Origin of the sequence: Candidatus Brevundimonas phytovorans, from assembly GCA_029203145.1 — a bacterium.
GTDB lineage: Bacteria > Pseudomonadota > Alphaproteobacteria > Caulobacterales > Caulobacteraceae > Brevundimonas > Brevundimonas phytovorans.
The window spans coordinates 1,023,177-1,036,654 of sequence record CP119309.1 but is presented as its reverse complement, the minus strand read 5'-3'; the positions used below and the strand labels follow the sequence as shown (position 1 = coordinate 1,036,654).

Here is a 13,478-nt window from a genome sequence, read left to right as displayed (position 1 = left end):
GGGCCAACGCCCTGCGCCCTACCGACACGGCCCGCGCCAAGCTTGCGGATCCGATTTCGAGCCAGATCTGCTGGCCCTGAACCAGAGCCGCGCTCCCAACCGACAGACGGGCGTAATGTCCGCACCCCACGACGACAAAGCGCCTCAGCCCCCGCGCCGCCTTCAGAGACGTTCTGCATGGGATTTCAGACTGCGGACGCCGTCCAACAGGAAAGGAACGGTCAAAGCATTCAGGGCGTTGGTCGGCAGTGGAATGATCGGCATGGAGGTGTCGAAGTTTCACCTCCGTCAACAATGTTCAGAGGACCGTTCCATGCTTCGTTGGGCCATCATCTTCTTCATCATCGCCCTTGTCGCCGCCGTGCTCGGCTTCGGCGGCATTTCGGGCATGTCGTTCGAGATTGCGAAATTCGTCGCCATCATCGCCGTCATCCTTTTCGTGGTCTCTCTGGTCGTTGGAGGCATGCGCGGACGCGGTCCGCGAATCTGACGCCCTGCTTCAGTCGCACCGAACAGGCCCCGGTCGTCGCCGGGGCCTTTTTCCTGTTCGCCACCCCGGCGGCCCTGGTTTCCGTCTGGCCAGTCCCGCCCGAAACCCAACTCTCGTGCACCGCCACCGTCGAACGCGCGAGGGCAACCGGCAGTTGAGGACGTCGCTATGTCCGATACCCGACCCAAACCTGAGAACTCGAAGGACCTCGAGGCCTGGCGGTCCGAACAACGACCCTCAGGATCACGACAACAGATAGTGCCGCGAGATCACGGCAAGCTGCACAATGGTTTGAGGCCGGACCCTGTCAGAGACAAAAAACGGCCCGGAGCGCCGCAAAGGGGGGCTGTTGCGCTGCCGGGCCGTTCCTCGATTCTCCTCCCCAGGAGAATACGCCCGAGAAAACTCGCAAAGCGTCGCCGTGGTTCCCCGTCAAAGCAGAATCGAAACGCCCCGCGCCAGCACGACCCCGCTCGCTATAAAAATGACCCCGGCGGTGGCGATGAAGACCACAAACAAGCCTCGCTGAAGGGTGACGGCCCTCATCCGCGCAACAGGGCTTCGAAATCGGCCAGGGTTTCGGAGCTGACGCCGCAGGCCCGGGCCGCCGCGATCGCCGCTGTCATCTCAATCCGCCATTCCTCGTCCTGAATGAGACGTGGCGTGGCCCGCGCACGTCGCCGCAGCGTCTCCAACGGGTCCACAAACTCAGTCTCGCAATCACCCACGGCGTCCTCCCTCAAAGCCGAGCGTCATATTGCCTCAAAACCCCGCGCCTCGAAAAGCGCCGGCATTCTCCCCGACTCTGCGCGCCAGGTGAGCACGAGGTCCTCGAACCGGGAACCAAAGCCGTCCTCTCGGTCTGAATCCCCAGACAGGAGGTCCTCATGAAGAAGATGGTTCGAGCCCATGCGGGCGTGAAGCTGGAGCGTATCAAGCGTCTCTCTGCGCGCCAGAAGGATGAAACCTTCTACCGACTGACCAGTAGCCGAAACACGCCCGAGCGGGTGATCTTAGACGAGGATCAGGCCCAGCGCGCTTTCGCGCGTGAAGTCGCCGCCTCCCTCGAGGACAAGGTGGTCAAGGGTTTGATTGAACAAGGCGCGCTGGACCACTGACGAAAAACCCCTCGCCGATCCGGACGAGGGGCAAGGATGGGTTCAACTCGATAGAGGGTGAGCGGCGCCGATGGCCGGACCACCGCTCGAACAGCTGATGCTGTCCGGCCCGAACGGCTCCTCATTGGCTCAGGTTCCAAAGACTGGAAGCGAACTTAAATGACGGCCATCGGGCAAGGCCGTCTTCATCCGAAGGGCACCGGTCCTCACAAGCGGAACCATTGCTCGCGCCGCGCCATTTGAGCCCAGCAACGAAGAGGAAGAGTCATGGACGACTTCAAGCGCGACGACCCGAACGTGATCACGCCCATCGGCAGCACGATCCGCCGCGCGCCCGAGACGATCATCGTCGAGCGCGAACGCAACACAGCCCTTTGGTGGGTGGTCGGCATTCTTCTGGCCGCGGTTGTTTTCGGCCTCATCTATATCCTAATGCGTCCAGCCGAGGGACCGACCGACGCTGAGCTCCGCGTCGTCCAGGCCGAAGCGGCCGCCGACAATGCGAGACAGACTGCCGAGGCCGCCCTGGTCCAGAACCAGATCAGCAGCACCCGTGACAGCGTGGCCATCGCACAGGCTCAAAGCGCTACCGCTCGGGCTGAAGCGATCCGCGCCCAGGCTGAAGCCCGGGTCGCTGAAGCCCGCGCTTCGGAGCCGGTATCGGTCGAGCGTCAGACCGTCGTCACGCCGCCGGCCAACAGCACCGCCGTCGTAACCACCACCACGCCCCCGCCCGGCAATTAAATTCAGCATGTGGAGGCGAGGAATTATCCGCGCCTCCACCCAAGCTCGCGACCATGCCTTCCTTGTGCGATGCGCGTGAGCTCAGCATGCAGCCTCCCAGAGGCGACTTTCAAAAGCTGCTGGCTTGCGGGGCGGACTTCTCGCGATCTCGGCATGCTCTGCGTCATCACCCCCAACGTCGAACTGGGCGGACGCGGCTATGGCGCGGACTTGGCCGCCCTCGAGAACATCCGCACCTATCTGGAGAGTCTCGCCTAGCGCCGAGCCTGGTGGAAATTCGCGGCGCTGATCTGGCGCTCGGCGTCTCGCAGACCGAATTCCGACACGGGCTTTAAGCCTTGCCGCGGAGCCAGGACATAAAGATGTTGAATATGACGCCGCCGGAAGCAGACGGCCGCAACCGTCGGGCATGCCGGCCCTTGCCACGATAAACCTCGAAGCCGCCCTTGCCGCGTCCGTGGCCCGTCCATCCCGCTTGAGTCTTGCGTCCTGATTCCATGAGGTCAGTGTGGCCCGCCCAGAACCCGAACGCCATCGATCGGCGCTCTGGATCAGGCATTCTGGCGTCCGTACCCGAAGGCGACGGTCCGACCCGCTCGGCGAGAGACGCGTCGGACCGTCTACGGGGCGAGGTCGGTCGCCGCCGCGACTCGTATTTAAGGCAAAGCTTGCTCGACGCCTACGACGGGTTCGTGACGGGAGGACGCCTCTGGCGCGGCGAGACATCGCCCAGGTGTCCCCTATCTTCGACGAACCCCACCTTACAGGGTCTGGCCGTTCTCAACTCTCATTCGGGGGGCGCCGAGGTCGCCCCACGCGAGGCCCCACGGGGAGACCCGCAGCCTCATAGGCTTCGGCAATCGAGCCGAACAACGACCTTATCCGGCTATCTCCCGGCATCCCAGGCGTCGCCTTGATCAGCTTAAGAGAGATGCGCCCATGCAGTTTGTGGAGAGCCCGCAATGCCTCGATCGTCTGCTCCCGATCAAGCGGCGTGCCGTTCGGATTCAACCCTCGGCGAAAGCCGGTATATTGATAGCCGACCCGCTCATAGGCTGCTCTAATCGTGCCGAAGTGACTGCGGTACATGGTGGGCGACGCCATGTTCTCAGCCTCCCGAATGGCTTCGAGCGTGGGCCTGCGGCTGGCCAGCAAGCGCCGCAACTCACGCACCATCTCTTCCTCCGTCTTGCCCCGACCTCGTTTCAGAGCCCCCATCCGCTCCTGCGCCGCGACGAAGGTGTCGATGTCGACAATGGGATCCAGGACCCGGACGTAGGTCCATTGGGACCGGTCGACATAGATGGTTCGCTTCCCGAGCTCGACCTTGGACTTCCCATAGGCCTGAAAGCCGACAACGAGTTCGCGTTTGAGTATTTTCTGTACGCGATCGCCGTTCCAGGGCGTTCCGTCACGCCACATGACGCCCTGATGGGTGAGGAACCTCGCGATCCCCGATTGACTGCGGGCCTCATGGACGAAAAGCTCAAAAATCCGCTGTATGACCACACGCTCTTCAGGAGGACCCCAGACGTAGCGGACTTCCTGATCGAGCCGCGATTTCCACTGTCCGTCCGGCAGAGTCGGCCCCGCGCTCCCATCCGCGTTCACGACCTGCCGCAGAAAACCGTACACGGCGCTGCCCCCGAGCGCGCGCCCTCGGGCCGCCTTCGCCCAGCGTCCGGCGCGAACCTTCACGGACAGGTCCCGGCTGTACTCCCCGGCCATGACTCTTTTGAGCTGCTTGAAGACGGAGCCGAAGGTGTCGTCGGTGAAAAGCTCGGCGCAATAGACCACCGAAAGCCCAGCTTCCCGACATAGGTATTCATAATGCGCCGCCTCATCGGCGTCCTGGAACCGACCCCAGCGACTGACGTCGAAAACGAGGATGGTCGAGAATGGCGCCTCGCCTGAAAGAACGTCCGAGAGAAGCCGCTGCAGACCTGACCGCCGATCTACGGTCACTCCGCTTTTCCCTGCATCCTCGTAGGTGCGGACAATCTCGATCCCGCGGCTCTCGGCGAAGCTCCCGATATAGGCGCGCTGATTGGCCAGAGAATAGCGCTGGTGGTCTGTCGACATGCGCAGGTACTGGGCCGCGCGATCCGGCTGCTGCTGGATATTTGAAGTGTCCGGAGACAGGACGATGGCGCCGTCAGCATCTCGCCCGAAATGGCGCCTCAACTTGGCCGGAAGGTCATCCCTTTCGAAGGGCGGCTCTTCTCCCATCATATGCCCGCCGCCAGATAGGCGGCCGTGACCGTGCCGAACGTTTTTTGGATCAGGCCTACGGATGGAAGGCGACGATCCGCCTGGATCAGCGAAACATTCACCCTTCCCTCTTCTCCATGCAGCCGACGCAGCCCATCCAGGATGGCCTCCCGGGAAAGCGGCTTCCCGTCCGGCGCCGCTCCTCGCGAGACGCGCGGTTTCACGTAGCCTGCCAACTGCCCTGCCTCCGCGAGGGTGCCAAATCGCGAGATGTAAAGCCTCGCGTTGGGGATTCCCGGGCAGGTATCGATCAAGGCGCCGGAAAGCCTCCCCTCTCTTTCAAGCAGTGCTCTGAGACCGGAGATCAGTTCCTCGTTGGTATGAGCATATCTGCCGTCGAGCGCTCGAAACCGCGCCTGAGCCGCCTCAAAGATTTCTTCTGACACGATCCCTTCGAAGATCCGGATTTCTCCCCAGCGGCCCTTGTCCCTCTCCAGACCACGAACGCCCAGTACGGTTCGCGAACGGCCGTAATGCTGCAGCCCTTTCGAAAGCGGGTCGCGAAGAATCCTGGCGATGCGTCGGCGGGTCCAGGGCGACCCATCCGTCCAGAACACCCGCTGGTCCGACAGGGTCGCGGCGATATCCGCCATCGACTTACCGCCTTCGACAAACATCCGAAAAATGCGCTCTACAACCAGAGACCGCTCCCCGGTCGCAGGGACAAGGCGCAAGGATTGAAGCGGATGAGAGCGAAAATCTCCGCACCGCAGAACAGGCCCGAACGCTCCGTCAGACTCAATGATCTGCCGGTCCACCAAATACCGAGGCCATGCCCCCGGCGCGCGGCCCGCCTCGGCAGCCCGGCGCTTTCCTCTACGCGTCCTGTCCGAAATCTGGCGGACATAGTCCGCCGCCATTACGCGCTTGACCTGCTTGGCGAGTTGCCCCGGGGGGCCGGCGGCCACCAGATCGCGGCAGTAGGTCACCGAGACGCCGTGAGTTCGACAGACGAACTCGTAGTGGGCGGCCTCGTCCAGATCCTGAAACCGTCCCCACCGGCTGATATCAAGAACCAGGACCTGAGCGAAATTCGCTTTTCCCGTGACCACGTCGAAGAGAAGCCGACTCAAGCCTGACCGCTTCTCCAACGTCATGCCGCTCTTCCCGACATCCTCGTAGACCGCGACGAGGTCAAAGCCCTGGCTGCCGGCATAACGTTCGAGCTCCCTCCGCTGCAGAGCCAGCGAAGCCGGCTGTCGCCCCGTCGAAACCCTGAGATACATGGCCGCACGACGATCAACCGGCTCCGGCCTCGCCTCCTTCGCCGCGGGCCGGATTCGCCGCACCACCCAAGCGTCTACATGCGCCGAATACTCCCGCGCCTGGCACATTCCCATTCAAGCCACTCCATCCCTCAAAGGATGGGAGACGACGATGGAGGCCGGACACCCTAACTGGGACCTCAATCGCCCCCGCTTTCAAACACGCAGCCCATAGTCGACCTCGTAAGACCTCGCCGAGGCTGCCGGCGACCACTTCGATGCATGCGAAATGTGGAGGTCTCAGCGCCTCAAAGCGCGGCGAGCGCCAAGCCAAGGCTGCAGAAAACAATAGAAATCAGATCGCCTCCCAGACCTTGTTGAGAACCTGAGCCGCCAGCGCCGCCTTGTCCTGCGGCAGAAAGCGACCATAGTGAGCTGCAGCCGCGATCGCAGATAGCCGGCCTCCAGCCGATAGCGATGCTCGATGATGTCGAGGACCTTCAGGCTCGCGGGCGTCTGCGGGATCTTCAAACCGCGCTGCCAAGCCGCGAGGGTGGTCCTGTCCGTCAGGCCGCCGGCGGCAACCACTGCACGGTGCAGCCGATAGGAATTCTCGCCGTGTCGTCGGATCTGCAGATCGAGGGCGGCGTGGAAATCCTCAGGATGCTCATGAACCTCCCACAGGCTGGGGGATGGGTGACGATGGGCAGCGGCGGGCGGCCCCGTTTTCTCTGAACTGACACGCCAACTGTCGAGGCGGGTACAGGCTTCGGACTGCGCACAAAAACTCCACTTGAAACATCGCCTTGCCGGCGGGGAGTGGAGAGACGAACCAGCAGGCGGCAGCCCCTAATTGATGGCGCAGAATGTCACCGTCATTCGGGCCCCCTACCAACGCCAAAGGCGTCAACGCGCCAACACCGGACATTCGTTGTGAGGAAGGCAGACGCTCGCGGCGTCCTCGTCGTCACACCAAGCCGCCGCGCGTACAGTCCGGGGCCGCGACTTCGCCGCGGCCCCGATAGCATCACCAGCCGTACTTCATCCCGATCTGGGCGCCGTGGCTGGTGCTGGCGTCGCCGAGCGCGCCGCGGTAGCCGAGGCTGAGCATCAAGCGGTCGCTCAGCGACCACTCGGTCCCCAGGTCCAGGTTGATCGCGTTGCGTGACCAGGCGTTCAGCGGGACCAGATAGGTCGGGCTGGTCGTCCAGTCGGCGTAGCGAACCCCCTGGGCGCCGATGTCCTCCAACTCGTGCGACCACTCGACACGCGCCGTCGGCCGGAACTGGCCGTAGCGACGGCTGTCCAGGGTCCAGCGCCAGGAGGCGCCGAGGTTGGCCGACAGGCTCTTCTGCTCGATCTCATCCCAGTTCAGGGCGGAAAGGCCGCCGCCGGTCTCGGTGAAGCCGTCCAGCGTGATGTCGCGGGCGTCCAATCGAGCATAGAAGTCGCTGGTCACTCGTTCGCTGCGCAGGACCCGGCCAAAGGCGGCCGAGGCGAAGCGCACCTCGCCGGATCGGTCGCCGTCGGCATAGCCGTCCGCCTGACCGGCCAGACCCTCGACCCAGCGCCGGGACGTGAAGTCCAGGTTGGCGAAGCCGAAGACGCCGTCGACATAGAAGGCCTGGGCCGGACGCCAGCTGGCGTAGAGCGCGCCAGTGACGGCCTTGCCCTGAGTGACCGAGCCATTGTCGCCGATCCGGGTCTTGTCCTCGCCATAGCCGACGCCGCCGCCGAGGATCAGCTGATCCGAGACCTTGACGTCGACGCCCACCGTCGCGCCTTGCGTCGTAAAGCGGCTGTCGCGCTGGCCCGTCGCGTCCTGACGGCCCCAGTCGACCGAACCGGAGGTCCACAGGCCCACGGAGGCGCCAGCGCCCTCGGCCGCTTGCGGCGCCGCATTCAGACGGTCATCGCTTGTAGCGACCGTTGAGGCGGCCTGCGCCCGTCCCGCCCAGAGGTCCAGACCTAGCATCTCACGGTCTCGGTCGTTGCCCAGAGCGCCGGGGTCGAGGTTGCGGTCCTGGCCCAGTTGACGCCGCAGGGCCTGTTGCGGATCGCGGTCTCCGTCAGCGCCGCCCAGCCCCAGGTTCAGGCTCAGACCATTGGACGAGCCATTGGACCCGTCGTGCAGGTCGCGCAGGCGCTGCTGGAAGTTGTTGATCTGGGCGTCGGCGAAGCGACGGGCTGCGGTGACCTGGCTGGTCGCCACCCCCTTCACCTCGGGATCCAGCGACGGGTCGGGGCGCGCCTCGACCGTGACGGTCAGGGTGCTGTTGGTCGTGCCCGAAGCATTGCTGAGGCTGTAGGTCACCACGGCCTCGCCCGAGAAGGTCCCGGTCGAGACGAAGGTCAGATCATAGGCGCCGCCGACTTTGGAGATGGTCGCCTCGCCCGCCGTCACCGGGGTCACAGAGACCACGGCGGCGCCGGTGAAGGGGCCGCCCGCGACGTCGCCGAGACGGACCGTCACTGGCACGCCCTGCAGGGTCTGGGCGACCAGGGCCTCTGATCCGGGCATGGCGTTGGAGGTCAGCGACACCCGGCCCGCCGCCGAAGGGCCGAACGGTAGATCGACGACATAGTCGAACGTGGTCGTGCCGCCGTTGGCGCCGGGCGTAAACTGCAGACTCAGTCCGTTCACGGTCGCCGCGCCGAAGCCCGGCGCGCTGGTGATGCGCAGGGCCTGGAACGGTCCGCCGACCAGTCCGGCGGTCGGTGTGAAGGTCACCGAAGCGCCCGCCAGCACTGCGCCCGACAGATCCGGCGCCTTGCCCGCCACCTGGAAGGTGAAGGTCACCGGGGATGAATCTCCGCCCGGCCCATAGGCCACCACGGTCACCGTGTCCTCGCCCATGAAGTTCGCGGCCGGCGTATAGACCAGTCGATAGGGGCCAGCCGCCTGAGGCGCGGCCGAAGCCCGGGCCTGCATTGGCGCCGCAGCGGTTCCGTTCGTGACCTCCGCCACACCGAACTGGCTGACGGCCGTAATACGATAACCGTCAATCGGGCCTTGGCTGAGGGAGCCAAGATCAATGCTGACCGATCCCGAACCGCCGGCAGACGGCGGCACCACAACCGGATCTGTAGGCGTATCAATTTCCGGTCGTGGCGGTCCCCCCACGGTCAGCGTTACCGTGGCCACAGTCGAAGTTCCGCCCAGCCCCGTTGCGGACCAGGTAAAGCTGTCAGAGCCGGAATAGCCCGCGTTCGGCGTATAGGTGATCACGTCGCCTGCGACGCTGGTTACGCCATGCGCCGGCGCGGTGGCCACGGCGATGCTGTCGTGCTCGCCGCTGATTGCGCCGCTGAGGTCAATCCCCGTCGGGGTATCGTAGATCACGGTCTGGCTGATGTTCGCCAACGAAGGCGCACCGACATAGGTGTACTGATCGGCAGCCGAGGTCGCGCTGATTCCACCCGCGGTCGTAACACGGACATCCACTGCCCCGGTTCCGGCCGGGGTCGTCGCCGTGATCTGCGTCGCGCTGTTGACCGTGTAACCCGTCGCCGCCGTCGCCCCGAAAGTCACCGCCCTTGCGCTGGAGAATCCCGTTCCGGTGATGGTCACCGTCGTCCCACCCGTGGCCGGACCCGAGGACGGCGAGATCGAACTCACCGTCGGCGCGCCGACATAGGTGAACTGGTCAGCCGCACTGGTGGCGCTGGTTCCGCCAGCGGTCGTGACGCGCACGTCCACCGTCCCCGATCCAGCCGGGGCAGTCGCCGTGATCTGCGTCGCGCTGTTGACCGTAAAGCCGCTCGCCGCCGTAGCGCCGAAAGTCACCGCCGTCGCGCTGGAGAAGCCCGTGCCGGTAATCGTCACCGTCGTCCCACCGGACGCCGGACCCGCCGTCGGCGAGATCGAACTCACCGTCGGCGCGCCGACATAGGTGAACTGGTCAGCCGCACTGGTGGCGCTGGTTCCGCCTGCGGTCGTGACGCGCACGTCCACCGTCCCCGATCCAGCCGGGGCAGTCGCCGTGATCTGCGTCGCGCTGTTGACCGTAAAGCCGCTCGCCGCCGTAGCGCCGAAAGTCACCGCCGTCGCGCTGGAGAAGCCCGTGCCGGTAATCGTCACCGTCGTCCCACCGGACGCCGGACCCGCCGTCGGCGAGATCGAGGTCACCGTCGGCGCACCCACATAGGTGAACTGATCGGCGGCCGAGGTCGCGCTGGTTCCGCCTGCGGTCGTGACGCGCACGTCCACCGTCCCCGATCCAGCCGGGGCAGTCGCCGTGATCTGCGTCGCGCTGTTGACCGTAAAGCCACTCGCCGCCGTAGCGCCGAAAGTCACCGCCGTCGCGCTGGAGAAGCCCGTGCCGGTAATCGTCACCGTCGTCCCACCGGACGCCGGACCCGCCGTCGGCGAGATCGAGGTCACCGTCGGCGCACCCACATAGGTGAACTGATCGGCGGCCGAGGTCGCGCTGGTTCCGCCTGCGGTCGTGACGCGCACGTCCACCGTCCCCGATCCAGCCGGGGCAGTCGCCGTGATCTGCGTCGCGCTGTTGACCGTAAAGCCACTCGCCGCCGTAGCGCCGAAAGTCACCGCCGTCGCGCTGGAGAAGCCCGTGCCGGTAATCGTCACCGTCGTCCCACCGGACGCCGGACCCGCCGTCGGCGAGATCGAGGTCACCGTCGGCGCACCCACATAGGTGAACTGATCGGCGGCCGAGGTCGCGCTGGTTCCGCCTGCGGTCGTGACGCGCACGTCCACCGTCCCCGATCCAGCCGGGGCAGTCGCCGTGATCTGCGTCGCGCTGTTGACCGTAAAGCCGCTCGCCGCCGTAGCGCCGAAAGTCACCGCCGTCGCGCTGGAGAAGCCCGTGCCGGTAATCGTCACCGTCGTCCCACCGGACGCCGGACCCGCCGTCGGCGAGATCGAGGTCACCGTCGGCGCACCCACATAGGTGAACTGATCGGCGGCCGAGGTCGCGCTGGTTCCGCCTGCGGTCGTGACGCGCACGTCCACCGTCCCCGATCCAGCCGGGGCAGTCGCCGTGATCTGCGTCGCGCTGTTGACCGTAAAGCCGCTCGCCGCCGTAGCGCCGAAAGTCACCGCCGTCGCGCTGGAGAAGCCCGTGCCGGTAATCGTCACCGTCGTCCCACCGGACGCCGGACCCGCCGTCGGCGAGATCGAGGTCACCGTCGGCGCACCCACATAGGTGAACTGATCGGCGGCCGAGGTCGCGCTGGTTCCGCCTGCGGTCGTGACGGTGATGTCGACCGTACCAGTACCGGCTGGCGATGTCGCCGTAATCCGGGTCGCGTTGACGACTGTGACCGCGACCCCGTTAGCGGCGCCGAACTTCAGCGCCGTCACGCCCGTGAAGCCTGTCCCGGTGATCACCACGCTCGTACCGCCCGTGGTCGGACCCGCCGTCGGCGAGATCGAACTCACCGTCGGGACCGGCGGATTGACGGTCAGGGAGTAGGCGCGCGCTCCAAAGAAGGGACCCGTCCCCGTCGAACTGTCGGCAGCGCGGACGGTGAAGTTAAATGTTGCTGCCCTGCTCGGCGTGCCCTCAAGCACGCCGGCAGGCGTCAGCGTCAAACCATCCGGCAACGTGCCTGCAGAGATCACATAGTTATAGGGCCCCGTTCCGTTGGCTGCCGAAATCTGCTGGCTATAGGCAACAGCCACTTTTGCGGCCGGCACGGTCGTCGGAGCGATGGTGATGGTCGGCGCCGCCACGGTCATCGTATAGGCGCGGGCGGTTGAATAGGGCGCGCCGGCTCCCGTCGAACTGTCGGTCGCGGTAACGGAGAAGTTGAACGACCCACCCGCCGTGGGCGTGCCCGAGAGCGTGCCGTTCGAAGTCAACGACAGGCCCGCCGGCAGGGCGCCCGCAGTGACCGCATAGCTATAAGGCGCGACGCCACCCGCCGTACTGAACGTCACGGCATAGGTTTGGCCGACCGTCTCCCCACCCGAAAGAGCGGAAGGGCTCAACGAAAGCGTCGGCGCCGCCGCCTCACGGGTGACCGACGTCGTATACGTCTTGGTGGTCCCTCCATCCTGCGCCGTAACCACCGTGGTGATGGTGTTCGTCCCGACCGACAGGGCAATGGCGCCCGACGCAGAGCCCGATGCCAAACTGACGCCGTTCACGGTCACAGTCGAATTGGAGCTGGAAACCGTCGGCGTTACTGTGATCGCCGCCGTCGTGTTCGGAACCGAAGCCGTATAGCTGGTCGTTGCCGATGCGAAACCAGGCGTCAGGCTTCCCGACGATAGCGCCAGTGAGGAAAGGTTCGCATTGGTTGACGCCGCAGCCCGTATCACCGTCGTCGTATAGGTCTTGGTCGTCGTTCCATCCTGCGCCGTGACCACCGTGGTGATGGCGTTCGACCCGATCGCCAGGGCGATGGCGCCCGACGGCGAGCCTGATGTCACGGCGACGCCGTTCACGGTCACTGTCGCAGCGGCGTTGGAAACCGTGGGCGCTATATTGATCGACGTGGTTGTATACGAAACGGACGCCGAATAGCTGGTCGTTCCGGTGCTGAAAGTTGGCGACAGCGTTCCCGCCGAGATCGACAACGCCGACAGGTCGGCAATCGACGATTTGTAGGTGAACTGGCTGGCGGCCGAGGTGGCGCTGGTCCCGTCCGGCGTGGTGATCACGACGCCGACCGTGCCTGAGCCTGCTGGCGATGTAGCCGTGATCCGGGTGGCGCTATTGACCGTATAGCTGGCCGCCGCAGTAGCCCCGAACGTCACTCCCGTCGCGCCAATGAAGCCCGTGCCGGTGATCGTCACAGACGTGCCGCCCGACGTCAGGCCGCTGGACGGTGAAATGGCCGTTACGGTAGGCGCCGGCGTGCCATAGGTATAGCCTGCGGACACGCGGCCCGTGGCCCCGCCTTGAGTCGTCACCAAAACTTCGACAGGGCCTTCAACGCCGGCGGGAACCGTGGCGGTCAGCGAGGTCGGGCTGTTGACCACGACATTGGTGGCTTCATCCCATTCGAACACGACCGTCGTCGATCCGGCAATGAAGTTGGCCCCATTTATCGTGACCGTATTGCCGCCGACGACAGGACCGCTGTTAGGCGTGATGGAACTGATAATCGGGTCCGGCGGCGACTGGACAACAAGGCTGAGGACGCCGTTGTAAGTGGTCTGTGTCGGCACGCCGTTCGACATCAGCGTGACAACTGGTTGTTCATTAAGCGTCTTGCCGACGTCGCCTACCTGGGTGACGTAATTGGCGACACAGGTGACATTCTGGTTGGTCACTCCGGCGCTATAGCCGGTGCAATTGTAAACGGCGCCGATCTCGCTAGCCACAGAGATGCTGGAGACGACGCGGGTGCCAGAGTTGTAATTGACTGTGAAAGTGGCGGTCTTTCCCATGCCCTGAACGACGCCAGGGCTAACGGAGGCGTTGGTGATCGTCTGCGCGGCGGCGGACCCGGCCATAACGGACAGGACTACCATCATGGCGGCCAAAACCACGCGAGCGTGACGTTTGACGCGCGCAACCGCGTTCTCGAAAAGACCAGACATTAATTTGTTCCCCGACACGCCTTGCGACGCTCTGCCTCGCGGTCATCGTTGACGACTACAAAGCTAATTCAACGGGTCGCCTACCATCACTCGCTAAACAGGGGAATGTCTGTAAATCTCACCGTGCTGCGACG

The 13,478-nt window shown here is 64.9% G+C and carries 7 protein-coding genes; 4 read left to right on the top strand and 3 right to left on the bottom strand.

What is annotated here, in order from left to right; translation table 11 throughout:
- Positions 1-313: 313 nt before the first annotated feature.
- The 3 genes from P0Y52_04930 to P0Y52_04920 all read left to right on the top strand — a co-directional run bounded on the left by P0Y52_04930 (position 314) and on the right by P0Y52_04920 (position 2,352).
- The gene (locus tag P0Y52_04930) at positions 314-490 is read left to right on the top strand and encodes a DUF1328 domain-containing protein (GenBank protein WEK58883.1); all 177 of its coding nucleotides are present in this window, start codon (positions 314-316) and stop codon (positions 488-490) included.
- 887 nt (positions 491-1,377) lie between these two features.
- Positions 1,378-1,608 (top strand): hypothetical protein, encoded by a 231-nt coding sequence (locus P0Y52_04925; GenBank protein WEK58882.1) that lies wholly within the window; start codon positions 1,378-1,380, stop codon positions 1,606-1,608.
- A gap of 267 nt (positions 1,609-1,875) precedes the next feature.
- The gene (locus P0Y52_04920) at positions 1,876-2,352 is read left to right on the top strand and encodes a hypothetical protein (GenBank protein ID WEK58881.1); all 477 of its coding nucleotides are present in this window, start codon (positions 1,876-1,878) and stop codon (positions 2,350-2,352) included.
- A gap of 780 nt (positions 2,353-3,132) precedes the next feature.
- Here P0Y52_04920 and P0Y52_04915 read toward each other — a convergent pair.
- Entirely contained in the window at positions 3,133-4,584 is a 1,452-nt protein-coding gene (locus P0Y52_04915) for a recombinase family protein (GenBank protein ID WEK58880.1), read from the bottom strand.
- Positions 4,581-5,963, bottom strand: a complete 1,383-nt coding sequence (locus P0Y52_04910) for a recombinase family protein (protein WEK58879.1) — start codon at positions 5,961-5,963, stop codon at positions 4,581-4,583. Before P0Y52_04910 ends, P0Y52_04915 begins: the two co-directional genes overlap by 4 nt.
- A gap of 342 nt (positions 5,964-6,305) precedes the next feature.
- Between P0Y52_04910 and P0Y52_04905 the strand changes: the two genes are divergently transcribed.
- Entirely contained in the window at positions 6,306-6,563 is a 258-nt protein-coding gene (locus P0Y52_04905) for a hypothetical protein (protein ID WEK58878.1), read from the top strand.
- 292 nt (positions 6,564-6,855) lie between these two features.
- Here the strand turns inward: P0Y52_04905 and P0Y52_04900 are convergent, their stop codons facing one another.
- Positions 6,856-13,344, bottom strand: a complete 6,489-nt coding sequence (locus tag P0Y52_04900) for an IPT/TIG domain-containing protein (GenBank protein WEK58877.1) — start codon at positions 13,342-13,344, stop codon at positions 6,856-6,858.
- Positions 13,345-13,478: the final 134 nt, after the last annotated feature.

Excerpts from the sequence above, each read along its gene's own strand:
- P0Y52_04930 (WEK58883.1), top strand. The coding sequence starts at position 314 with ATGCTTCGTTGGGCCATCATCTTCTTCATCATCGCCCTTGTCGCCGCC.
- P0Y52_04925 (WEK58882.1), top strand. The coding sequence starts at position 1,378 with ATGAAGAAGATGGTTCGAGCCCATGCGGGCGTGAAGCTGGAGCGTATC.
- P0Y52_04920 (WEK58881.1), top strand. The coding sequence starts at position 1,876 with ATGGACGACTTCAAGCGCGACGACCCGAACGTGATCACGCCCATCGGC.
- P0Y52_04915 (WEK58880.1), bottom strand. The coding sequence starts at position 4,584 with ATGATGGGAGAAGAGCCGCCCTTCGAAAGGGATGACCTTCCGGCCAAG.
- P0Y52_04910 (WEK58879.1), bottom strand. The coding sequence starts at position 5,963 with ATGGGAATGTGCCAGGCGCGGGAGTATTCGGCGCATGTAGACGCTTGG.
- P0Y52_04905 (WEK58878.1), top strand. The coding sequence starts at position 6,306 with ATGCTCGATGATGTCGAGGACCTTCAGGCTCGCGGGCGTCTGCGGGAT.
- P0Y52_04900 (WEK58877.1), bottom strand. The coding sequence starts at position 13,344 with ATGTCTGGTCTTTTCGAGAACGCGGTTGCGCGCGTCAAACGTCACGCT.